We start from the raw sequence: 24,682 nt of genomic DNA on the forward strand, positions 1-24,682 counted from the left end.
TAATTAAAAAAGGTGATATATATGAGAATTGATAAATTTTTAAAAAATTCTAGAATAATTAAGAGAAGACAAGTAGCAAAAGATGCATGTCTAAATGAAAGGGTTAAGCTAAATGGGGATTTGGCAAAACCGGGAAGTCTTGTAGAAGTGGGAGATATAATTGATATAAGCTTCGGTAAGAGCAATCTTAAAGTAAGGGTTCTTGAGATAATTGATGGTGCCAAAAAAAACAACGCAGAAGCTATGTATGAGGTTATAGATGAATAAGTATGAAAGATATATAAAAAATAGAAGAAAAAAAAATACACGCTTTTTACTTTTTGTAATATTAATATTTTTTATAGTATTTTTTATATCAAGGTCTTACAATCAAAGCCTACAAAGAAAATCAAGCGATTTAACTGAGCAGATAAAAACTACTGATAAGAATATAAAAAGTGTTAAAAATGACATAGAAAATATTAAAAAAGATTATGAGAATAGAAATACCGATGCCTTTAAAGAAAAAATAGCAAGAGAAAAATTAGGCATGGTAAAAAAGGATGAATATGTCTACAAAGACAATAATAAATAGGTTTTTGCAAACAATAAGAAGAGAAAATCTAATAAATAAAAATGATACTATAATAGTTGGAGCAAGTGGAGGACCTGATAGCCAGTTTTTAATCTATCTTTTAAATGAAATAAAAAAGGACTATGAACTTGAAATTATCCTTGCCCATCTGAATCATTTACATAGAAAAGATGCTTACAAGGACGAAGAGCTTGTAAAAAAAACAAGTGAAGATTTAGGGCTTAAATTTTATTCTGACCATAAGTCTATGGATGAATATGCTAAAGAAAAGTCACTTTCGTCTGAAGAAGCTGGAAGAGTTTTAAGGTATAAATTCTTTGAAAGAATTAGAAAAAAAGTAAGTGGAAATAAGATTGCCATAGCCCACAATATGGATGATCAAGCTGAAACTGTTCTTATGAGAATAATTAGAGGTACTGGTATTGAGGGACTTAGGGCAATGGATTATAAAAATGAATTCATAATAAGGCCTATAATGGATTTTTCAAAAAGTGAAATTGTAGGATATTTAAATGAAGAAAAAATCCCCTACCATATAGATTATACCAATCTTGAGATTGACTATACTAGAAATAAAATAAGACTTGATATAATCCCAGAGATAGAGAAAATAAATCCGAATTTTAAAAATTCTCTTATCTCACTTTCAAATCTTGCAAAAAGTGATGTAGATATATTAAGAGATATTGAAGATAAAAAGCTTAATGAAATAATAGTAAAAAAGGATAAAAATTTTATATCCTTTGATAAAAAGAGTTTTGAAAGCTTAGATAAAGGTCTAAGAAATAGAATTTTAAGAAGATCTATTTCACATATAAATGGAAATATTAATAATTTTTCCAAAAAAAATCTAGATGACTTTTCACAAATTACAAGACTAGATTTAGGAAAGAAAATTATTAAGAACGACTTAATAATTTATAAAAATTATAAAACTTATGATTTATATAAAAATACTTACTATAATAAAGAAGAAGGACTTATATTTTTAAATATAGGTGATATTAAAGAGTTCTCATCTTATAAAATAAGCTTACATTTAGTTAATAAAGAAGATTTTAAAAGCATAAATAAAAAAGGATCAGTTTTTTTTGATTATGAATTAGTGAATTTGCCTATTAAGATAAGAAGCCGAAGGTCTGGTGATAGCTTTAATTTTTATAATAACAAGAAAAAAAAGTTAAAGGATTTCTTTATAGATGAAAAAATAGATAAGAATATGAGGGATAAAATACCCTTAGTTTTTATAAATGATAAATTGGTTTGGATAGTTGGTCTTAGAAGGTCTGATGATTATAAAATCACTCATAAGACAAAGAAAATTTTGATGATATGTGCGGAGGAAGTATGAGAGAAGAATTAGAAGAAAAAATAGAAAAAGTCCTAATAGATGAAGAAAGTTTGACTAAGAGAATAAAACAACTTGCAAGTCAAATTAATGAGTATTATAAAGATAAGAATGAACTTGTAATTGTTGGGATTTTGAAAGGTTCAATTATGTTTATGGCTGAGCTTTCTAAAAATATCAATATTAATTGTACTTTAGAATTTATGGACGTTTCAAGCTATGGGGCATCTACAGAATCATCAGGAAATGTTAAGATTATGAAAGATCTTGATACAGATATTACTAATAAGGAAGTTTTATTGGTAGAAGATATTATAGACACAGGTAGGACTTTAGAAGCACTTAGGAGATCCCTTGAAAAAAGAGGGGCAAATTCAGTAAAAATTGTAGCACTTCTAGACAAGCCTGAAAGAAGACTTATAGAAATTAAAGCAGATTGGGTAGGATTTAAGATACCAAATGAATTTGTAGTAGGCTTCGGTCTTGACTATAATCAACTTTATAGAAATCTTCCTTTTATAGGGGTTTTAAAAAGAGAAGTTTACGAGTAAAGTAATAAGGAAAATATACTTATAAATTTGGCTTGTTTCATTAATGAAAAAAGCCTTATTTTTTAAGTTTAAATAAAAGGAAAGGAAATATCATATGAATAATCAATTTGATAAGTTTATTATAATAATTTATCTAGGACTTATAGCTTGGCTTATCTATAAGTTATATAAGTCAAAAAAATCGAAAAGAGAACTTGAGGGTGATGTAAGAGGATTTGGTAAAAGATCAAGTACAATGGAGTATATCCTATTTGCGTTATTAATCTTTACAGGTGTATTTAACTTGTATACAGGATTTAAGACAAAAAATCAAACAGCCCTAATTACAGCTACTGTAATGATAGTAATGGGTATAGTGTTTTTTCTAAATACAAAATCAAAACTTTATGTAGCAAAAAATGGTCTACTTTTAAATGATTCTTTTTATACCTACAAGGAACTTAAGAAATGGGGATTTGATAAGGAAAAAGGAGATCTTGTAATAATTACAAAAAAAGATCATCAAGAAGGAAGAGAACAAGCCCAAGTTAAAGTTGAAGATATAGAAGAGATAAATACACTTATTAGAAAATATAAGCTAGGTAAATAGCTTGAAAAATTACTTTAAGTGATGTATTATATTAGAGTTAATATAATAACGATATGAAAATTAGGAGAATGTATGCTACTTGTAGTAGATGTTGGAAATACAAATACTGTTATCGGTGTTTACAACAAAAATAAATTAAAAACAAGATTTAGAATAACAACGAATCTGATTGCAACAAGTGATGAGTTAGTGCAAACAATCTATAATATACTTGTAATACATAATATTGATAAGAATAATATAGAAGCTACTATTATTTCATCAGTTGCTCCAGATGTCCTTTATTCATGGCAATCAGCCAATAGAAAGTTTTTCGAAAGAGAGGCTATGATTGTAGGTATTGGAACAAAAACTGGCATTGATATAAAATATGATAATCCAAGGGAAGTTGGTACTGATAGAATAGTAGATGCTGTTGCTGCATATGAACTTTATGGTGGACCTACTATAGTTGTAGACTTAGGAACTGCATCAACTTTTGATGTAGTAAATCAAAAAGGCCAATATTTAGGTGGCTCAATTGCTCCAGGATTTAAGACAAGTCTTGATGCACTAATATCAAGAACAGCACAGCTTCCAAGAATAGAACTCCATGATCCAAAGACTGCCATTGCTAAAAATACAATAGAATCAATAAATTCAGGAATGGTTTATGGTTATATAGGTCTTATAGATGGAATTATAGGAGAGCTTATAAAAGAAGTAATTGAACTCGAAAATGTCAGTGAAGAAGATATTAAAATTGTATCAACGGGTGGTTATTCTGAGCTTCTAGCATCTGAAAGTAGGTATATTGAAATAATAGAAAATGATCTTACTTTAGAAGGCTTAAGATTAATATATGAGAGAACAATTAAAAAATAAACAGATTATGCTAGCTCCATTAGCTGGTGTATCAGATGTAGGATTTAGGTTAATCTGTGAAAAATATGGGGCAGACAAGACTTTCACTGAGATGGTTTCTTGTAATGCCCTTTATTATGATAATAAAAAAACAGATGATCTTCTTTTTATCTCTGAAAGGGAAAAAAATTGCAATGTTCAAGTATTTGGTAGAAAGCTTGATGTAATAGAAAAAGTTATAAAAGATAAAATTGAAATAATGGATAATATTTCTGAAATATCATTTAATATGGGTTGTCCTGTTGCAAAAATCACAAAAAATGGTGAAGGATGTCAACTTATGGCTGAACCAAAAAGAGTTGAAGAAATATGTAAAATACTGAGAAAATCTTCTAAGAAAAAACTAAATATAAAGTTTAGACTTGGTATAGATGAAAATAATAAAAACTATTTAGAAATTGGAAAAATTGCCCAAGATTGTGGAATAGACTATGTAATTTTACATGCAAGAACAAAAGAGCAATTTTATTCTGGGAAAGCTTCTTGGGAGGATATAAAAAAACTTAAAGAAAATTTATCCATACCAGTTATTGCAAATGGGGATATATTTTCTGTAGAAGACTTTATAAATATAATGGAGGAGACCTTGGCTGATGGGGTAATGCTTGCCAGAGGGGCTATGGGTAATCCATTCTTATTTAGAGAAATTAAAGAATATATAAAAAATGGCAATTATAAAAAACCAAGTCCCAAAGAGCTTATAGATCAAATTATAGAACAATATGAATTAGAGCTTTTATACAAAGATGAAAAGCTTGTAATAACTCAAATGAGAAAACATGTATCAGCTTATTTAAAAGGGCTTGAAAATTCTAGTAAAATACGTGATAAAATAAATAAATTAAAAAATATAGATGAAGTTATGGATGTACTTAACAATTATAAATCTATGTTGAAAGGATGATAAAATGTCAGAACAAAAAGAAGTAATACTATCAAAAGAATATTTACAAAAATTGCAAGATGAACTTGAATATTTAAAAACTAAAAGAAGACCAGAAATAGCTGAAAAAATTAAAGTAGCTAGATCTTTTGGTGACCTTTCAGAAAATGCTGATTATGATGAGGCAAAAAATGAACAAGGTGAAGTAGAATCAAGAATTGCAAAAGTTGAAGATATGATAAGACATGCTAAAACTTTTGAAGAAAACTTAAACTCAGAAGAGGTAAATGTTGGTAATGAAGTTTTAATCTATGATGAAGAATTTGATGAAGAGTTAACTTATAAGATTGTAGGTACTGCTGAATCTAACCCCTTAGAAGGATTGATATCAAACGAGTCGCCTGTAGGTGAAGCTTTATTAGGTAGAAAAAAGGGTGATAAAGTAGAAGTAAATACACCAAATGGTAAATGTTACTATGTAATAAAAGAAATAAGATAGGAGACTTTATGGCTAAGAATATGAATCAAGATCCTAATGAAATGCTTCAAATTAGAAGAGAAAAGCTTGAAAAACTCAAAGAAGATGGAAAAAATCCATATGAAATTGTAAACTTTAGAAATAGAACTTTATCAAAGAATATTAGAGATAACTTTGAAGAATTTGAAGGTAAAAACGTAAGAATTGCTGGAAGAATAATGGCAAGACGTGGTCATGGTAATATGAGCTTTATGGATATCCAAGATTCAAAAGGACAAATCCAAATAGTAAATAGGAAAAATATCATGGGAGATGACTTCAGAGAAACCAAAGCTTATGATATAGGGGATTTAGTAGGGGTAGAAGGTAAAGTATTTAAAACAAATCAAGGAGAAATTTCCATAGAATCAGAAAAAAGTGAACTTTTATCAAAATCACTTCAAATCCTACCAGAAAAATGGCATGGTCTTAAAGATCCTGATATTAGATATAGGCAAAGATATGTTGACCTAATAGTAAATCCAGAAGTTAAGGAAGTATTTATTCTAAGAAGTAAAATAATTTCAGAAATAAGAAAGTTCTTAGATAATAGGGGATATCTTGAAGTAGAAACTCCAATCTTAAATACTATAGCAGGTGGAGCTAGTGCACGACCATTTATTACTCACCACAATACCTTAGATATAGATATGTATTTAAGAATTGCAAATGAACTATACTTAAAAAGACTTATAGTAGGTGGCTTTGACAAGGTATATGAAATGGGTAGGATGTTTAGAAATGAAGGAATGGATACAACACATAACCCTGAATATACCTCAATTGAGTTATATGAAGCATATTCTGACTATGAAGATATGATGAAAATTACAGAAGAAATGATTTCTCAAGTTGCTCAAAATGTTCTAGGAACTACAAAAGTTCAATATGGAGAACATGAAATAGAACTTAAAGCTCCTTGGAAGAGAATTACAATGATTGATTCTATAAAAGATGCATGCGGAGTAGATTTTAATGAGATTAAATCATATGAAGATGCAGTTTCCATTGCCAAAGAGAAAAATGTAGAAGTAAAGGATACATGGGGAGAAATAGTAGCAGAATTCTTTGATGAATTTGTAGAAGACACTTTAATTCAACCTACATTTATATATGATTACCCAGTAGACATATCTCCTCTTGCTAAAAGAAAAAATGATGATGAAAATCTAACTTATAGATTTGAAGCATTTATATCAGGAGCAGAGATCGGAAATGCTTTCTCTGAGCTTAATGATGCAGATGATCAAAGGGGTAGATTTGAAAAGCAAGTTGAAAAAAGACAAAAAGGTGATAGCGAAGCCCAAATGATGGATTATGACTTTGTAAATGCACTTGAAGTGGGACTTCCTCCAACAGGTGGATTAGGTCTAGGAATTGATAGAATAATAATGTTACTTACAAATCAAAAATCTATAAGAGATGTTTTACTATTCCCAACAATGAAGCCAATAGGCTTAGAAAAGGTAGAAAATAGGGATTCATCAAAAGAAACTTACGACAAACTTACGACAGAAAAAATCGACTTTTCAAAAGTAAAAGTAGAGCCATTATTTGAAGATATGGTTGATTTTGATACATTCTCAAAATCTGATTTTAGAGTTGTAAAAGTTAAAAATTGTGAAGAAGTTCCAAAGTCAAAAAAACTTTTAAAATTCACATTAGATGATGGTTCAGGAAAAGAGAGAACTATTTTATCAGGTATCAAAGATTATTATGACGCAGATTATCTAATTGGAAAAACTTTGCTTGCAATTTGTAACCTTCCTGCTCGTAAGATGATGGGAATTAACTCGGAAGGTATGATTATATCTGCTATTTGTGAGAATGATGGAAAAGAAAATCTTAACTTAATAATGTTGGATGATAATATTCCAGCTGGAGCAAAATTATATTAAAAAACATGATAAAACTAAATAATATATTATAAATTGGGTTATTGCAGAATGAATTAATCGTTACGAATCATTACAAGCTCCTTCAAGACAATTTCACCTCCTTAAGAGGCAGGCTATTCTCATTGTCTATGAGTAACTTGTAGTGATAAAACGTTAGAAATTCATAACTTTGCAATAGCCCTTTTTTGTTCTAATAAAGGAATTCATACATGAATTTTAATTGGAGAAAAGTTTTGTTTTCGTATAGGTTTAGTAAATAGATTTATATGTAAGAATTAGTGGATTAATGAAAAGATGTATTATCTTTATTTATTACACAAATTAAATTATTGATATATTAACTAACAAAGATGAGATCTATGAGAAGTATATGAATTAAGGAAAAAAATTAATTATAACCTAGAGCAAGAAATATAAATATAGGTATTCTTTGGTTTGGCTTTTTGCTAGAATACACAAAAGTTAGCTGTAATTGATAGAGTCCGTATAATTGTGTAAAAAGAAAAAGGTCATTTGAAACTCAAACTAGTACAATGTTTTTAACCACAAAAACCAACTAGGAGGAACAAATGATCCAATTACATTTTACAATTAATCAAGAAGAAATACAAAATTTAATTAATGAATCTGTAGATAATAAAATTGCCAAATCTATCTTAACAAAAGTTTTTAACGAGCTTATGGAAAAAGAAAGAGATGAATATTTAGAAAATACAGCCTATCAAAGAGATCCTAGTAGAACTACTTATCGTAATGGATACTATGAACGTGACTATACAACCAAAATAGGAACATTAACTTTAAGAGTACCTAGGACAAGAGATGGTAAATTCTCAACAGAAGTCTTTGAAAGATATCAAAGAAATGAAAAAGCACTACTAGTAAAAGCAATAAAAGAAACATTCGTAAATGTAATATGGCAAAGATGCCAGGTACATTATTATGGACTAGACTGGTGTTATTAAGTTTGATAAAATAAAATTAGATTTTACTAAATATGTGCTAAATAATGAGATGATTTTAGACATTAATGAAAAAATGTTTGATAATATCAAAAAAATGACAGTATATGAAAGACACTTACTGATTTAAAACCTTAGGATTATAACGATTATATGATGGTATTTTCTATTTTAAATGGAAATAATATTTTGACCTTTGAAGGAGAGTGATTTACATATGAATTTAGCGGATCCCAAAGATATTACTGTTAAAATAGTTTTATTGATACCGATTATTTTAATATTATTTTCTTCATATATGATAGATAAGACAAATGGAAATATTATAGCAGGATTTAATACTATGGAAGAAGACAAGAAAGAAGAGCTAATAAGAAAAGGATATATATCTAAAGTCAAAAAAATGACTTTTACAATGAGTATACCTTTAGTTATTGCCTTTTTGTCTAGTTTTTTTGTTAAGAATATTAAGCTTTATAATGATATTCTTATGGGAGCATGGGGGTTGTTTGGAATAATTACGATTTTAGGAATTGTAGTTATAAATTATTCTATGAGAAGTTAATATTTTTTATAAATTGCTAATAAATAAGCCAAAATAACGTATTAACCGTAGATAGAGAAATTTTCTATTTACGGTTTTTATTTGATGAAAAATCTAATCAAGTAATATGATTTAGCAACATTTTACGAATATATGGAATTTCATATAGGAATTAAAACTACATTAGAAGCTTATAAGCAGAATTTTTATTTTAGGGATTTTAAAGAATTCCCTTTGTAGAATGAGTATGGTAAAAGACTTGAGTTACTTATTTATGTTCCATCTATTAAAATTTGAAAACATTATAGAATTTTAGTGGATGTGGTCATTTGAAATATATTAAAAGATAATTAATTATTATTTTAAATATAATTATATTTTCATTGTATTATATTACGATATATTTATTAATTAAGTATTAATTGACACATACTAATAATGATGTATAATAAAAAAGTAAATGATTTCAATTTTTCTAAAGAGGAGTATATATGAATAAAAAAATAAAATTAACAGCTTTGGCTGTTGCCTTGTCATTAGCTTTTACAGCTTGTTCTAATAATAACAATAATACAGCAGAAACAAAATCAAATGCAGTTACTTCTGCAAAAAGTGATGAAGCTTCAAATAAAAAAATAGCATCTAATGAAGATAAGAGCAACGAAAAAAGCACATCTAATGAAGAAGATTCCAAAGCTAGTAAATTTTCGAGTGAAGATATAGTTTTAAGAAGATCTTTATCAGCTCCACATGGGGAGGGCTCATTTGCTAGAACTGTGGTGGTTACTCAAGCAGATAAGATAATAACAGCATCTTTAGATGAATTCCAATATTTTGATGAAAAAGAATTTAAAGCACTTCCAAATCAAGATGGAGAAAAAGAGTTCAAAAAAGGGGCTAAAGAAGGTAAAATCTTAGGTTCTAAGGTAGAAAATAGCGATGCTTACTCTAAACTAATGGAAGAGAAAGCTGGTTCAACTGTTACTATTAAAGATAATTTCAAAGCAATTGAAAACTTTGTTTCAGGAAAAACCATCTCTGAAATAGAAGAAGTTATAAATAATGCTGAAGATGGAAAAGCTATAGATGCAGTAAGTGGAGCAACTCTAGTAGATACAAAAGCATATCTTAAGTCTATAGTTGATACAGCAAAAAATGATAAATTTGCTGTAAAAGCCGATACACAAAGTGTTGACAATTTAACACTTAAATCAGCATTTGGAGGTAGAAATACAGATAATTCAGTATCAGATGTATTTGTTTTATTACAAAATGATAAGATTGTAGCAACATCAATTGATGAATATCAATATTTTGGTGAAAAAGGTGTTCCAAATTCAGATAAAAAGTTTGGCGAAAACTATGCTGATAAGAAAAATCAATTGGCTTCTAAACTTGAAAACGATAGGGAATATTCAGCTCTTATGAAAGAACATGCTAAAGCTAAAAATGACATATCTGAAAATTTCAAGGCTATAGAAGAGTATACAAAAGGAAAAACAGCTGAAGAAATCAAAAAGATAGCAGATGAAAAAGGAAAAGCTATAGATGAAATTAGTGGCGCAACTCTTACAGATGCAGTTGGTTATCTAGATGTAATCTATGATGCAGCAAGTAAATAGAAATTAGGGGCTGTTGCAAAATTATGAATTTATAACGTTTCATCATTACAAGTTACTCATAGACAATTTGAGAATAGTCTTCCAGCTCATGGAGACAAATTGTCGTTAAGAGCTTGTAATGATTTTGGAACGATTAATTCATTCTGCAACTGCCTCTTTTTTTGTGATAATTTAACTTTTATATTAAATGGTAAAATATTATAAAAGGAGTTAATATGATAAAAAATATAATATTTGACCTTGATGGGACTATTTCAAAATCAGGAGAAGGTATTATTAAGGCTTTTGAATATAGTCTAGATAAGATGGATATAATTTATAAAGTCGATGATTTAAAAAAATATATAGGCCCACCACTTAGAGAGTCTTTCGTAAAAGAAGTAGGAGAAGCCAAGGCAGATGAAGCAGTAGATTATTATAGATATTATTATTTTGAAAAAGGAATGTATGAGACAAGTATGTATGAAGGAATTGAGCAGTTAATTAAATACCTATACAATAATTCTTATAGACTCTTCGTTGCTACGAGCAAGGGTAGGGAATCTAGCTTAAAAATACTTGATTATTTTGGAATAGGTAATTATTTTACTTATGTAGAAGGTTCTACAGAAAGTTTGAATACAAAAGTTAGGGTTCTTGAAAGTCTACTTAGAAAAAATAATTTAAAAAGAGATGAGTCTATAATGATAGGTGATAGGCTATATGATATAAATGCAAGCTTTAAACTTGGACTTAAATCTATAGGTGTAGAATATGGATATGGTAATATAGGTGAATTTAAAAGGGCATCTTATATAGTGAAGGAGCCTTTAGAAATTAAAGATATATTAGAAAAAATTAACTAAAAGCTTAAGCTTTTAGTTAAAAAATTCTTTATAAAGTTTTTGGATTGCAAGTTTTTCATTTTCTTTTTTGATAAAAACAAAAAGAGAGTTATTGCTTGCACCTTGTATTATTGCTTCTAATTTAATATTTTCTTCATCAAAAGTTTTTGATATTTTATATAGGGTTTGTGTCATGATATTCTTTAATCCCTCCCCAACAATTGCTATAGCTGAAAGATCGTCTATTATTTCAAATTCATCAAAATCAAAGTTTGTTTTAATAGTATTTATTATATTTTGCATCTGAAATTCACTAGTTATGTATTTCTTACGAATTAAAATAGATAAGGAATCTATGCCTGTAGGTATATGTTCTACTGGTATATGTTGATATTCAAATATATCAAGAAGCTTATTAATATATCCTACTTGCTTGTTCATAAGATATTCTGTAATATTAAAGGCAAGAAAATCACCAACATTTGATATACCTATAATTGGGTTTTCCTTAATATTATTTCTCTTAGTTTCTATAATGGTTCCACCATTATTAGGGTCGTTGGTATTTTTAACTTGTATTTTTATATTATTTTTCAAAAGAGGTGCTACTGCATCTTCTTGAAAAATCTCAAAGCCATTATAGGATAACTCCCTCATTTCCCTATATGTAATATTTGTTATAGGTTTAGGATTATCAATTAGATTTGGGTGGGCAGTATAGATGTATGACATATCTGTAAAGTTTTCATAAATATCACATTCTAGACCACGAGCAACGATTGAGCCGGTTATATCTGAGCCACCTCTTTGGAATGTTATAATTTTACCTTGAGGTGATATAGCATAAAAACCAGGAATTATAAAAAGTCTATCATCATCTTTAAATCTTTTTATATTATTATAAGTTTCTTCTAAGATTATAGGTTCATTTATTGTGTGTTCAACAAGTATTCCAGCCTCTTTTGGTGATAGATAAGAACATTTATATCCTAAGGAACTGATATATTTTGCAATTAGTCTTGCGTTAAAGTCTTCTCCGCATGATTTAATTGCATTTTCGAGATAAAAAGAATCATCTATTTCATCTAGGTATTTATTTAAGATAAGTCTAAAATCATCAAGTAGCTTTTCATCAAGTTTAAGATCTAAGACAATCTCTTCATATCTTTTTATAATATTTTCGAGTTGTTCTTTATATTTTGGATCTTTATTCCTGTACTTCTCATATAAATCTATTAATAGGTCTGTAACCTTAATATCATTACTATATCTTTTTCCAGGTGCAGATATTACAACAGCACAAATCTCTTTATCATTTAAAACAATATCACAAACTTTTTTAATTTGTGTAGAATTGGCCACTGAAGAGCCTCCAAATTTTGCGGTTTTTTTCATAATATTCCTTTCTAAATTTTAAATATTTAAATTTAATCATTATTATACATTAAAACATATTTGTTTAGCAAATCATATTTCAAATATGGCTATTTTTATATTTTCATATAAAATATATATTATAGGAGGAAATATGCTAGGAAAAGATTTTTACAAGAAGGAAACACTTAGTCTTGCTAAAGATTTAATTGGAAAGACTTTAGTAAGAAATATAGATAATATAAAAATGAAATCAAGAATTGTAGAAACAGAAGCTTATCTTGGGGTAAATGATAGGGCTTGTCACACCTTTAATGATAAGATGACCGAAAGAAATAAAATATTATATATGGATTGTGGAACTCTTTATATTTATCAAACCTATGGAATTCACTTTCTTCTAAATATATCCAGTTTTGGGGAAAAAGTTCCAGAAGGAGTTTTAATAAGAGCAGTAGAACCTTTGTCAAATATAGATCAATTTGCTATTAATAGGTTTAATAAAAAATACAATGAATTATCTAACTATCAAAAGAAAAATATCACTAATGGACCAGCAAAGCTTACCAAAGCTCTAAAAATAGATAAAGATTTAAATGGAAAAAATATTTTTTCAAGAAGTCTTTATATCGAAGATTCCAATTTTTCTTTTGAAATAGAGGTAGATAGGAGAGTTGGTATAGATTATGCAAAAGAGGCGAGAAATCTTCCGTATAGATTTTTTATAAAAAATAATCCCTATGTCTCTAAATTTAAACAAGATTAGGCCCATAATTATAAAATATTTTAGATAATAATAATAAAATATTTGACTTATAGGACTATTAGTGATAAATTATTACATAACAACTTAACAATGTAGTCAAGAGGTCGCGGTTATGATTAGTAAATCATTGAAAGGCATAACCGCCGAAATACCCCATGGTGTTGGTTGTATTCAAAATATGGATGCAACTGTCAATAAGGATGTGCCAATCCTTATTGGAGAACTTACTATATTGCGGCGAAAGGAAATCATGGGCCTTTTGCTCATGATTTTTTTAATGGGAGGATTTATGTTAGATAATAATTTTGAAAATAAGGATGGAATTTTGTATATAGGAGGAGTAAGTGTTGAAAAACTTAAAGATAAATATCAGACTCCCTTATATATATTCGATCAAAAAAGTTTAAAAAATAGGACAAAGGCTTTTGTAGATAATTTTAAATCTTTAAAGTTTGATACAGAGGTGGTTTATGCTACTAAGGCTTTCTCAAATCTTTATGTATTATCACTTTTAAATAATTACAATATTTTATTTGATTGTGTTTCAAAAGAAGAGATTTTTGTATGTCTTAAGGCAGGAGTTGACTCTAGTAGAATTCACTTTCATGGAAACAACAAAAGTAAGGATGAGTTAGAATATGCAATAGATAAGAATATAGGACTTATAATTATCGATTCAGTCGATGAGTATTATCTTTTAGATTCTATATTAAATGAGAAAAATAAAAAGATTGATGTTTTAATTAGAATTAATCCAGATGTTAAGACTGATACTCACAAGTTTATACAAACTTCTAATGCCGATTCTAAATTTGGTTTAAATATTAGAGATAAAAATACAAAAATCTTTATAAGTAAATCCTTAAAAAATAAAAACATGCATATACTTGGCTTTCATGCCCACATAGGAAGTCAAGTTAAAAATCTAGATTTTTTCAAAGAAGAAGCAAAAATTATGCTTAAATATATGAAAGAAATTGAAGAAGATAATTCATATAAGTTTAGTCATATTAATTTAGGTGGAGGTTTTGGAACAAAAGAAAGAATTGAAGATAGGGATTTAGATATTGAAGTATTTTTAAAAGATTATATAAAAACAATAGAAAACTTATTAGTTTATTATAAACTAGATATAAAAAATGTTGGCATTGAGCCTGGAAGAAGCTTGATTTCAAAATCAGGTTCTATGCTTTATACAATTGGCTCAACAAAGAAAACACTAGAAGGATTTCCATTGATTTTTGTAGATGGAGGCATGAGCGATAATATAAGACCTAGCCTTTATGATGCTAAGTATTCGTCTATTTTAGCTAATAAATTAAATAATGAGGCTAATATAATTTATAGAGTAGGTGGAAAGCTTTGTGAGTCAGGAGATATACTTATTGATGAGGTGAAACTTCCTAAGGTAGAAAGAGATGATTTACTTCTTATCCCATATTCTGGTGCCTATACTTATTCAATGGCATCAAATTATAATAAGCAAAGAAAGGCGGCGGTTGTATTTGTTGAGGATGGATGTGATTATTTAGCTGTAAGAAGAGAAAGTTTGGATGATTTAATTAGTAGAGACGAAATTTATAAAGGAGAAATTAATGAAAGAATTTAATGTAGCGGTAGTTGGAGCAACAGGTCTTGTTGGAAGAAAGATTTTAGAAATACTCGATGAAAGAAATTTTCCTATAAAAAATTTAAGAGCTCTTGCTAGTGAAAAAAGTGCAGGAAATAAAATTAAATTTAGGGGAGAAGATGTTACAGTTGAAAAGCTTGATGAAAATTCCTTTTCAAATAAAGACATTGATCTTGCCCTATTTTCTGCTGGTGGAGCTGTATCTGAAAAGTATATTCCAATTGCTATCAAAAATGGCGTTAAATGTGTTGATAACTCATCATTTTTTAGGATGCATAATGATGTAATCTTGGTTGTGCCAGAAATTAATAAGGATAAGATTACAAAGGATACTATGTTAATAGCAAATCCAAATTGTTCTACAATTCAATCAGTCTTGGCACTTAAACCAATATTTGATAATTTTAATATAAAAAGAATTGTCTATAATACATATCAAGCGGTATCTGGTGGAGGTGAAAGAGCCTTAGAAGATTTATACAATAAAACAAATTATAAGTGGAAATATAAGATTTTTAATAATGTTCTTCCACAAATTGATGACTTTACAGAAAATGGATATACAAAAGAAGAAATGAAAATGATAAATGAAACAAGAAAGATTCTTGGAGATGATAGTCTAAAAATCACTGCAACAACAGCAAGAGTTCCTGTTGAAAATTCACATGCTATTTCAATAAATATTGAGCTAGATAAGGATTTTGATCTTGATTACATAAAGAAAATTCTTGAAAATCAAGAAGGAGTAAAAGTTGTTGATGATATAGAAAATGAACTTTATCCTCTTCCAACTGAGGCCACAGGATACGATGATGTATTTGTAGGAAGAATTAGAAGAGACTATTCACTAGAATATGGATTAAATTTATGGTGTGTAGCTGATAATATTAGAAAGGGAGCAGCAACGAATGCAGTCGAAAATGCAGAACTTTTAATGGAGGTATAGATGTTATTTGAAGGTAGTGGTGTTGCAATTGTAACGCCCTTTAATGAAGACTTAAGTGTAGACTATGAAGCTTATAGAAATTTAATCAAGTTTCATTTAGAAAATCATACAGATGCAATAGTTGCTCTTGGTACTACTGCTGAAGCAGCTTGCCTTAGTGAATGTGAAAAAATGAAACTTATTGATATTAGTATAGATGAGATTAAGGGTAAGATTCCATTAATAGTAGGTACAGGCTCAAATAATACAAATGAAGCAATAAGATTTTCTAAAAAAGTATCAGAAATTGATGGGGTTGATGCACTATTACTAGTGACTCCTTACTATAACAAGTGTAGCCAAGAAGGTCTTTATAAACATTATAAAGAAATAGCTAATAATTCGATAAAGCCAATAATACTTTATAATGTGCCAGGAAGAACTAATGTAAATATTGAAGTAGAAACAGTAAAAAGGTTAAGTAAGATTGAAAATATTGTTGGAATTAAGGACGCTAAGGGAGATTTAGCTTATACAACTAATCTTAGAAAAGTACTTCCTAAAGATTTTGCTATATATTCTGGAAACGACGATGTAATTACACCTCTTATGAGTGTTGGGGGAAATGGAGTTATTTCTGTTCTTGCAAATATATATCCAAAAGAAGTTCATGATTTAGTTAAATATGCCTTAGATGGAAATTTTGAAAAATCAGCAAGTATTCAATTAAAATATTTTAATCTTATAAAAGCCTTATTTGTGGATGTAAATCCTATAGGGATTAAATTTGCAGGATCTGTATTAAAACTTTATAAAAATGAACTTAGACTTCCTCTTACAAAAGCAAGCGAGAAATGTGAAATTCTAATAAAAAATGCCTTGGAGGATTTAAATGATTAGAGTACTGGTATCAGGTGCAACAGGTGCAATGGGTGAGGTTCTAATTGATCTTATAAAAAAATCAGAAGATTTCAAAGTAAGCGCTGGTTTTTCTAAAGAAGATAAAGTGTGTGATGAATTTACTATTTATTCTGATATAAAAAAAATAAAAGAAAAATCTGATGTAATTATTGATTTTTCATCTAAGGATAGTCTTGATTCGATTTTATCCTTAGCCTTAGATAAAAATATTCCATTAGTAATTGCATCAACTGGATTTGATGATAAGGACCTAGAAAAGATAAAAAAAGCTAGCGAGAAAGTTCCTATTGTCCAATCTGGAAATTTTTCGCTAGGCGTAAATGTAATGGTATATGTATCAAAACTATTATCAAAACTTTTAGATGGTTTTGAGATTGAAATTATTGAAGCTCATCATAATAAAAAAAGGGATGCACCTAGTGGGACTGCAAACATGCTTTTTGATGCTGTAAATGAAGCAAGGGATAATAAACTTTCTAAGCTTTATGGAAGAGAAGGATTTTCTGATAGTAGAAATCCAAATGAAGTTGGCATCCATTCTTTAAGAGCTGGAAGTATAAATGGTGACCATGAAGTAGTTTTTGCAGGTCTTGATGAAGTAGTAAGTATATCTCATCACGCTCAAAGCAAAAAAATATTTGCCATAGGTGCTTTAAAGGCAGCAAAGTATATTTTAGATAAAGAAAATGGTTTAATAGATATAAAAGAAATTTTAAATATAGGAGAATAATATGATAAGAATAGGAATAGTTGGTTATGGAAATTTAGGGAAATCATGTGAAAGTCTCATAAAAAGATCAGATGATATGGAACTTTTTGGAATATTTACAAGGAGAGACTTAAAGGAAGATAAGTTTTATTTATTAGATGATATTAATGATTATAAGGATGATATAGATGTATTGATACTTTGTGGTTCATCTGATAAAGATATACTTATTCAAGCCCCTAAGTTGATTGAAAATTTTAATACTGTTGATAGCTTTGATACACATAAAAAAATCTATGATTACTATAAAAAGATGGATAAACTAGCAAAAGATAATAAAAAGACAGCATTAATATCAACAGGTTGGGATCCAGGTTTATTTTCTTTAATTAGAACCTATGCTGAGTCAGTACTTGAGGACGGAAATACCTATACTTTCTGGGGAAAGGGTATAAGTCAAGGACACTCTGCTGCAGTAAGATCAATAGATGGTATAGCTGATGCAAGTCAATATACTATTCCAAAGGAAGACTACATTGAAAAGGTAAAAAATGGTGAAAATTTAGAATTTAAAGCAGAAGATGCTCATGTAAGAGAGGTTTTTGCAGTAGCCAAAGAAGGATATGACCTAAAAGAATTAGAAAAAGAAATAAAGTCAATCCCTAATTACTTTGATAAGTATGAAACAAGTGTTCATTTTATAAGTCAAGATGAACTCAACAGAAATCACAAGGGAATGCCTCATGGAGGAAGAGTAATTAGAAGTGGTAAGTCGGCTAATAATAACCTATCAACCATTGAATTTAGACTTGATCTTGATAGTAATCCTGATTTTACAGCAGCAGTAGATTTAGCCTATGCTAGGGCTATTTATAGATTCAATAAAGAAGAAAAATATGGTGCTTATACAGTACTTGATATAGCACCAAAATACTTATCTAAAAAAGATTATGACAAACTTTTAAAAGAAAATATTTAAAAATTGGCCTTTTGGCCAATTTTTAATTAAAATATATCCAATTAATTGCTTTTTCTATGATTTCAAATTCAATATTATTAGATTTGAAAATTTCTCCATCAATATTTGCAAGAATATCCTCTTTTGCTTTTATAAGACCTTTTTTAACCTTTATTTCCTTAAGATACTTTGAATTTTCAAGTTTTCCATACTTATATCTGACTATAAGAGATGGAAGCAGCAATGTTGGTATTTTTTTAGCATAAACTAAATTTAAAACTCCATCATCAACTTTTGCAGATGGAGCTGGGTTAAAACCAGATCCATAAAATCCACCATTGCAAATAGCTGATAAAAGAAACTTATCATTGAATTTTAACATATTTCCCTTATCATCTTCTAATTTTAAATATAGGTCTTTATAAGAAATCTTGGGAATAGATTTTAAAACTCCAAGTAGATAGGCTTTTTTTCCAAGATTTGGATTTTTATCGAGAATCTTGTAAGCATTCTCTAAAACAATAGTGTCAAAACCTAATGAGAGAACATTTATGCATATTGAATTATTTACCTTAATTAAGTCAATCTTTTTATTTTTGAAATTTAATAGACTATTGATTGAAAAATTCTTGTAAGAGAAATTTTTAGAAAAATCATTAGCAGTTCCCATTGGTATGAGTCCTAAAGATGAATTATTTCTATCATATTTATAAATAATTTCAGCGATTTCATTTAAAGAACCATCTCCGCCTGCAACAATAATAGCTTTTTTAACATCCTTGTTAGATTTAATAAAATCATAAGTCGCATTTTTAGCGTGATTTTTATAGTTTGTTTCTATGATTTTAACATCGTTTTTTCTATTTTTATAAAGTTTTTTTAAATCATTTTTTCCTATATCAAATTCAGTTTTACCAGACTTTGATGATAGGATATATAATATTTTTTCCATAAGTCACCATCAAATATAAAACTATTATAACATGAGTAAAATGTTTTATAAAAAAATGTTATAATAAAATTTAAAGTATAGAAAGGAGATAAGATGAATTTTGTTGATTATCTTGAAATAGAATATATAAAGGATAAGGATGGGGAAATATTAACCAGAATACCTATAAAAAATTATTGTCTAAATATTAATAATATAGTTCATGGAGGGGTTATTATGACCCTAATTGATACGGCATGTGGTAAGAAAGCATCTGAAATTTTTGGTGAAGTAGAAATTGTAACAACTGAAGGCTATACAAATTTTTTAAGACCAGCCCATGATACGGCTTATTTATATGCAAAATGTAATGTTAGAAAGAAAGGTAGACATATTGTAAATATAGATTGTGATGTATTTGATGACAATTGCAAACTTATTTCTATAGGAAGATTTTCTTTTTTTAAGCCAAATTAATTACCATATTTTAACTTCTTATGATATAATAAAAAAAGTTCAATAGCACGCCGACACCTTGGCGTGTTAAAGCAAAGGAGTAAATATGAATAATGAAAGAAAATTCTCGTCTAGATTAGGTTTTATCCTAACGGCGGTAGGAAGTGCAGTTGGAATGGCGAATGTCTGGGGATTTCCTTATAAGTTTCAAGACGGAGGTCTAATCTTTCTCTTATTTTATTTGGTGTTTGTATCCATTTTTGCATATGTAGGTTTATCTAGTGAATTTGCAATAGGTAGAAGAGCTGAAACAGGAACTCTAGGTTCTTATGAGTATGCTTTAAACTCCAAGAAAAATAATGAAAAACATAGTTTTATAAGTAGAAATATTGGATTTATTCCTCTAATAGGTTCGCTATTTATAGCTATAGGTTATGCAGTAATTGTAACTTACGTATTAAAGGCCTTGGTAGATTCTTTAAGTGGTGAACTTCTAGTAAGAAATAGTAAAGATTGGTTTGAATCTTTTTCACAAAAAGATTATTCAGTTGTTTTTTATCATTTTATAATTATAGCAGTAACACTTTTTACTTGTTTAAAAGGAGCTCATACAATAGAGAAGTCCAATAAAATTATGATGCCAGCATTTTTTATTTTATTTGTAATTATAGCAATTTATATTCTTTCTTTACCTAATGCTTTAGAGGGATATAAGTATATGTTTAGGCTAGATTTAGATAAGTTAAATCTTAAAACTATGGTTAATGCCATGGGACAAGCTTTCTTTTCTCTTTCTGTAACAGGTAGTGGAATGATTGTTTGTGGTTCTTATCTAAATAGGGATGAGGATATAATATCTGCAACAAAGTCAACAGCTATATTTGATACTCTCGCAGCACTTTTATCATCGTGTGTAATTGTGCCTTCTGTATTGGTTTTTGGCCTAGATCAAGCTGGTGGACCAGGACTTTTATTTGAAGTATTACCAACTGTTTTACAAAATATAAAAGGTGGTCGTATATTTGCAATCATACTTTACACAGCTGTTATTTTTGCAGGTGTATCTTCCCTTCAAAATATGTTTGAAGTGATTGTAGAATCAATAATGCATAGATTTAAGAAAATAAGTAGAATCAAAGCCTTAACTATTATTGGTCTTATAACTTTTATAGTAGGAGTTAATATGGAAACAATAAATGAGTGGGGACCTTGGATGGATCTTGTTTCCATTTATATTATACCTATAGGTGCATCTATAGGAGCTATAACTTGGTTTTATTTTTGGAAAAAGGAAGAATTATTGGATGAAGTTAACCAAGGAGCAGATAAGAAAGTTTCTCTTAAATGGTATAGGCTTGGAAGATATGTATATGTACCAATAGCAATTATTTTATCAATTTTAGCCTTAGTATTTAAAGTAACATTTTAATGGAGAATTTTATGGAAAATAATGGAAAATTTACTAATAAATGGGGATTTATTATGGCTTGTGTTGGAAGCGCAGTAGGCCTTGCCAACGTGTGGGCTTTTCCTTATAAGCTTGGAATGAATGGAGGACTCTCCTTTTTAATTCCCTATCTATTTTTTGTATTTATATTTGGAAGAGTAGGACTTGCTGCTGAAAGTGCGGTGGGTAGGAAGTATAAGTCAGGCCCTATGGGTGTTTTTAAAAGTGTTTGGAAAAGTAGGGGTAATGAAAAATTAGGAAAAATTATTAGGTGGATTCCTTTAATTGGAGTTTTTCTTTTAGCAATAGGTTATACAGTTGTTATAACTTATGTACTAAAAGCTCTTATAGATTCAATAAATGGAAGTCTATTGAGTACTGATTCAAATGTGTGGTTTGAGTCAATATCTACTAAAGATTTTGTCTTATTAAAAGAACATCTTTTACTAGTAATTATAGTTTTTTTAACACTTGCATATGGAACTAAAGGTATAGAGAAAACTAACTCATTTATGATGCCTTTATTTTTTATTTTATTTATAATTTTAGCAGTAAGAATTGCTTTTTTAGATAAGGCGTTTGAAGGTTATAAGTTTATTTTTAGTATGGATGTAAGCAAGTTGTTTGATATAAAATTGTGGATTGCAGCTATGGGACAGGCATTTTTCTCCCTATCTCTTGTATCAACAGTTATGGTAGTTTATGGCTCCTACCTTCCTGAAAGTGAAGATATAGTTCATAATTCTACTATAACCGCTGTACTTGATACTATTGCAGCAATGCTTTCGTCATTTGTTATGCTTCCAGCAACATTTGCATTTGGATTTTCTCAGTCAGAAGGACCAAAGCTTATTTTTGTAGTTTTACCTAAAGTTTTACAAAATATATCTGGAGGAAGATTATTTGCGGTTATTCTTTATATAGCTATAGTATTCGCAGGAGTTCTATCTGTTCAGTCTATGATTGAAACTGTGGCAGAAGCTATTACATCTAAATTTAATAATTTAAATAGAAATTTAGTTTTAGTAGTATTAATGGCAATAGTATTAATGGCAGGATTATTTTTACACCCTATAGCTAAATGGGGAGTTTGGATGAATTTTGTTACAATCTATATACTCCCTATATCTGCTATAATGGGTGCAATATCATGGTTTTGGGTTATGAAAAAAGAAGATCTTTTAGATGAGATAAATAAGGGTACTAAGATAAAACATAAAAACGCTTGGTATTATCTTGGTAGATACTTGTATGTACCAATGGCCTTAATTTTATGCATTATAGCTATAAGATATCAAATATCATTTTAGGAAAATCAACAAAACTTTGTTATATTATAGATAAAAAAGGAAAATCATGTGAAATATACTAGAAAAATTATAAAAATCTTATTATTTTCTTTGATATTTTTTTCTTTATCATCATGTAAAGTAAAAAATGAAGAAAAAATCAATTCAAAAGAAGTCGTAAGTATTGTAAAGCTAATTGATGATATAAAAAACCCTGAAAAAACAAGTGATAAAGATTATAAGTCAAATATTTCAACCAAAATAGTAAATGATAAAGAAAATAAGAAGAATAATAATATAGAAAAAATAAGAATAAAAGCATTTGGAGATATAATGGCTCATATGTCACAAGTAAATCATGCTTTTTATTCAGCAGGTCAAACAGCTTATGACTTTTCTAGTCAATTTTCATATATTAAAGATTTTGTGAGTGATTCTGATATTTCAATAGGTAATTTTGAAACTTCAGTAAATCCTGACAAGGAAGCATCAGGATATCCTATGTTTACCACACCAGTAGATTATATTAAAGATATAAAAGATACTGGATTTGACATCTTAACTACTGCAAATAATCATTCCGCAGATTCAGGAGAAAAGGGAATATTCGACACTATATCTTATATGAATAAAAATGATATAGACCATGTTGGGACAAGAATTAAGAATGGAGATAAAATTTTATATAGGAATGTAGGAAATATAAAATTGGCAGTTCTTTCCTATACTTATGGTATAAATGGTCTTGAATCTATTATTACAGAAAATGAACCAGAAGATTTAATAAATTATTTAGATTCCGAATTAATTAAAAATGATATAGAAGATGCCAAGAAAAATAAGGCAGATTTAATAATTTGTTATCCACATTGGGGAAATGAATATGAATCTTACCCTAGTCAAGCTCAAGTAGAACTTGGAAGAAATATGATAGAATGGGGAGCAAATATTGTCATAGGAAACCATCCTCATGTAGTTCAACCAGCAGAATCATATAAAGCAAAAGATGGAAGAGAAGGATATATTGCATACTCATGTGGTAATTTTATTTCCATGCAATCATTAGAAGGCTTGGGAGATATTAGAACTGAACAAACTGTAGCCTTTGATATTAGAGTTGAAAAAAATATTGCTACTGGTGAAATTAGACTTGATAAGGTAGAATTTTATCCTATATGGGTAGGCCATGGATATGATGATTATGGCGCATATGCAAAAGTATATAATACAACTGATTTTCTTGAAGGCGGAAAATATTATGACCAAGTAGATGAAGTTCAAAGAGAAAGAATTAGGCAGGCTGACTCAATGGTCACAGATACGATTAATACTAAAGTGGACTAAAAGAAAGGCTCAACTGAGCCTTTTTTTATTATTTGATTTGTGATAAAATAATAATAGTATTTGCTGAGGAGTTAATATGGGTTTTATAACTAAAATAGATATATCAATATTAAATTTTATACAAAATACTCTAAAATCACCTTTATTAGATAACCTTATGACGAGTATAACAGCTCTTGGTAATATGGGTATATTTTGGATATTGTTGATATTAATATTTCTTACAACAAAAGAGTATAAAAATATAGGAAAAATAATGATTTTTTCCTTAATTGTAAATACTATAATAGTAAATTTAATATTAAAACCTTTGTTTGATAGGGCAAGACCTTTTGAGATAGTTGATGGAATAAAGCTTTTGATACTGAAGCCAACCGATCCATCCTTTCCATCTGGACATGCAGCAATTTCATTTTGTATGCTTACAGTAATACTCTTGTTTTCTAAATCAAAAACGATAAATATAATGGCAACAATACTTACGTTTTTAATAGCATTTTCTAGATTATATCTCTATGTTCACTATCCTTCAGATGTTATTGTAGGATCGATATTGGGAATAACTTGTGCAATATTAGGAATTAAATTTTACTATTCTAGAAATGCAAAAGAAATTAGAGTGAAGTTAAGAAAGCTTTATAAAGACATAAAAGATTTTAGAAAATTATAAAAAATTTGCAAGGAGTTTTAATTAATGATATAATATACAAGTATTAT

General features: G+C 28.5%; 25 protein-coding genes, 1 pseudogene and 1 riboswitch. Of the genes and pseudogenes, 24 read left to right on the top strand and 2 right to left on the bottom strand.

Annotation, left to right across the window (positions count from 1 at the left end):
* Positions 1-21 precede the first annotated feature (21 nt).
* The 13 genes and pseudogenes from HV819_RS03030 to HV819_RS03090 all read left to right on the top strand — a co-directional run bounded on the left by HV819_RS03030 (position 22) and on the right by HV819_RS03090 (position 11,236).
* Complete coding sequence (locus HV819_RS03030) at positions 22-267, top strand: RNA-binding S4 domain-containing protein (protein ID WP_154539157.1); 246 nt, start codon at positions 22-24, stop codon at positions 265-267.
* Positions 260-574 carry an FtsB family cell division protein gene (locus tag HV819_RS03035; protein ID WP_176269471.1) on the top strand — a complete coding sequence of 105 codons (315 nt, stop codon included), beginning with the start codon at positions 260-262 and terminating at the stop codon, positions 572-574. The genes HV819_RS03030 and HV819_RS03035 overlap by 8 nt, the downstream gene beginning before the upstream one ends.
* Positions 549-1,925 carry a tRNA lysidine(34) synthetase TilS gene (gene tilS / locus HV819_RS03040; RefSeq protein ID WP_176269472.1) on the top strand — a complete coding sequence of 459 codons (1,377 nt, stop codon included), beginning with the start codon at positions 549-551 and terminating at the stop codon, positions 1,923-1,925. The genes HV819_RS03035 and tilS overlap by 26 nt, the downstream gene beginning before the upstream one ends.
* A complete protein-coding gene (gene hpt, locus HV819_RS03045) occupies positions 1,922-2,473 on the top strand; it encodes a hypoxanthine phosphoribosyltransferase (protein ID WP_154539151.1) in 552 nt (183 codons plus the stop codon). Before tilS ends, hpt begins: the two co-directional genes overlap by 4 nt.
* 94 nt (positions 2,474-2,567) lie before the next feature.
* On the top strand, positions 2,568-3,062 hold the full coding sequence (locus HV819_RS03050) for a DUF986 family protein (protein ID WP_154539149.1): 495 nt from the start codon (positions 2,568-2,570) through the stop codon (positions 3,060-3,062).
* Between the two features lie 72 nt (positions 3,063-3,134).
* Positions 3,135-3,926, top strand: coding sequence for a type III pantothenate kinase (locus tag HV819_RS03055; protein ID WP_154539147.1), 792 nt, complete (start codon positions 3,135-3,137; stop codon positions 3,924-3,926).
* A complete protein-coding gene (gene dusB / locus HV819_RS03060; protein ID WP_154539145.1) occupies positions 3,904-4,869 on the top strand; it encodes a tRNA dihydrouridine synthase DusB in 966 nt (321 codons plus the stop codon). The genes HV819_RS03055 and dusB overlap by 23 nt, the downstream gene beginning before the upstream one ends.
* A gap of 4 nt (positions 4,870-4,873) precedes the next feature.
* Positions 4,874-5,347 carry a transcription elongation factor GreA gene (gene greA / locus HV819_RS03065; RefSeq protein ID WP_154539143.1) on the top strand — a complete coding sequence of 158 codons (474 nt, stop codon included), beginning with the start codon at positions 4,874-4,876 and terminating at the stop codon, positions 5,345-5,347.
* An 8-nt stretch (positions 5,348-5,355) separates the two neighbouring features.
* A complete protein-coding gene (lysS, locus tag HV819_RS03070) occupies positions 5,356-7,263 on the top strand; it encodes a lysine--tRNA ligase (protein WP_176269473.1) in 1,908 nt (635 codons plus the stop codon).
* A 569-nt stretch (positions 7,264-7,832) separates the two neighbouring features.
* A pseudogene (locus HV819_RS03075) lies at positions 7,833-8,159 on the top strand (transposase); the annotation flags it as partial.
* A 283-nt stretch (positions 8,160-8,442) separates the two neighbouring features.
* Positions 8,443-8,790, top strand: coding sequence for a DUF3784 domain-containing protein (locus HV819_RS03080; protein ID WP_176269475.1), 348 nt, complete (start codon positions 8,443-8,445; stop codon positions 8,788-8,790).
* Positions 8,791-9,260: 470 nt separating this feature from the next.
* Positions 9,261-10,391: a peptidoglycan-binding protein gene (locus HV819_RS03085; RefSeq protein ID WP_176269476.1), complete on the top strand. Its 1,131-nt coding sequence runs from the start codon at positions 9,261-9,263 to the stop codon at positions 10,389-10,391.
* Between the two features lie 215 nt (positions 10,392-10,606).
* On the top strand, positions 10,607-11,236 hold the full coding sequence (locus HV819_RS03090; RefSeq protein ID WP_176269477.1) for an HAD-IA family hydrolase: 630 nt from the start codon (positions 10,607-10,609) through the stop codon (positions 11,234-11,236).
* Between the two features lie 12 nt (positions 11,237-11,248).
* Here HV819_RS03090 and HV819_RS03095 read toward each other — a convergent pair whose 3' ends face one another.
* Positions 11,249-12,610: an aspartate kinase gene (locus HV819_RS03095; protein WP_176269478.1), complete on the bottom strand. Its 1,362-nt coding sequence runs from the start codon at positions 12,608-12,610 to the stop codon at positions 11,249-11,251.
* 133 nt (positions 12,611-12,743) lie between these two features.
* On the opposite strand from HV819_RS03095, the gene HV819_RS03100 reads away from it, so the two are divergent.
* From HV819_RS03100 to HV819_RS03125, 6 genes are all read left to right on the top strand, one after another.
* On the top strand, positions 12,744-13,355 hold the full coding sequence (locus HV819_RS03100; RefSeq protein WP_176269479.1) for a DNA-3-methyladenine glycosylase: 612 nt from the start codon (positions 12,744-12,746) through the stop codon (positions 13,353-13,355).
* Between the two features lie 89 nt (positions 13,356-13,444).
* Positions 13,445-13,589, top strand: a riboswitch (Lysine riboswitch).
* Positions 13,590-13,644: 55 nt separating this feature from the next.
* Complete coding sequence (gene lysA / locus HV819_RS03105) at positions 13,645-14,964, top strand: diaminopimelate decarboxylase (RefSeq protein ID WP_268879119.1); 1,320 nt, start codon at positions 13,645-13,647, stop codon at positions 14,962-14,964.
* On the top strand, positions 14,951-15,931 hold the full coding sequence (locus HV819_RS03110; protein ID WP_176269481.1) for an aspartate-semialdehyde dehydrogenase: 981 nt from the start codon (positions 14,951-14,953) through the stop codon (positions 15,929-15,931). Before lysA ends, HV819_RS03110 begins: the two co-directional genes overlap by 14 nt.
* The gene (gene dapA / locus HV819_RS03115; RefSeq protein ID WP_154539125.1) at positions 15,932-16,810 is read left to right on the top strand and encodes a 4-hydroxy-tetrahydrodipicolinate synthase; all 879 of its coding nucleotides are present in this window, start codon (positions 15,932-15,934) and stop codon (positions 16,808-16,810) included. It abuts the gene before it with no gap.
* Positions 16,803-17,561 carry a 4-hydroxy-tetrahydrodipicolinate reductase gene (gene dapB / locus HV819_RS03120; RefSeq protein WP_176269482.1) on the top strand — a complete coding sequence of 253 codons (759 nt, stop codon included), beginning with the start codon at positions 16,803-16,805 and terminating at the stop codon, positions 17,559-17,561. Before dapA ends, dapB begins: the two co-directional genes overlap by 8 nt.
* Position 17,562: 1 nt before the next feature.
* On the top strand, positions 17,563-18,519 hold the full coding sequence (locus HV819_RS03125) for a diaminopimelate dehydrogenase (RefSeq protein WP_176269483.1): 957 nt from the start codon (positions 17,563-17,565) through the stop codon (positions 18,517-18,519).
* Positions 18,520-18,541: 22 nt separating this feature from the next.
* Here HV819_RS03125 and HV819_RS03130 read toward each other — a convergent pair whose 3' ends face one another.
* Entirely contained in the window at positions 18,542-19,450 is a 909-nt protein-coding gene (locus HV819_RS03130; RefSeq protein ID WP_176269484.1) for a diacylglycerol/lipid kinase family protein, read from the bottom strand.
* A gap of 93 nt (positions 19,451-19,543) precedes the next feature.
* On the opposite strand from HV819_RS03130, the gene HV819_RS03135 reads away from it, so the two are divergent.
* The 5 genes from HV819_RS03135 to HV819_RS03155 all read left to right on the top strand — a co-directional run bounded on the left by HV819_RS03135 (position 19,544) and on the right by HV819_RS03155 (position 24,635).
* Positions 19,544-19,906, top strand: a complete 363-nt coding sequence (locus HV819_RS03135; RefSeq protein ID WP_176269485.1) for a PaaI family thioesterase — start codon at positions 19,544-19,546, stop codon at positions 19,904-19,906.
* Between the two features lie 85 nt (positions 19,907-19,991).
* Positions 19,992-21,314, top strand: a complete 1,323-nt coding sequence (locus tag HV819_RS03140; protein WP_176269486.1) for a sodium-dependent transporter — start codon at positions 19,992-19,994, stop codon at positions 21,312-21,314.
* Between the two features lie 11 nt (positions 21,315-21,325).
* A complete protein-coding gene (locus tag HV819_RS03145; RefSeq protein ID WP_176269487.1) occupies positions 21,326-22,642 on the top strand; it encodes a sodium-dependent transporter in 1,317 nt (438 codons plus the stop codon).
* Between the two features lie 48 nt (positions 22,643-22,690).
* A complete protein-coding gene (locus tag HV819_RS03150; RefSeq protein WP_176269488.1) occupies positions 22,691-23,965 on the top strand; it encodes a CapA family protein in 1,275 nt (424 codons plus the stop codon).
* Positions 23,966-24,041: 76 nt separating this feature from the next.
* Positions 24,042-24,635 carry a phosphatase PAP2 family protein gene (locus HV819_RS03155; protein WP_154539111.1) on the top strand — a complete coding sequence of 198 codons (594 nt, stop codon included), beginning with the start codon at positions 24,042-24,044 and terminating at the stop codon, positions 24,633-24,635.
* The last annotated feature ends 47 nt before the right edge of the window (positions 24,636-24,682 follow it).

Origin of the sequence: Anaerococcus faecalis (assembly GCF_013371425.1) — a bacterium.
Lineage (GTDB): Bacteria > Bacillota > Clostridia > Tissierellales > Peptoniphilaceae > Anaerococcus > Anaerococcus porci.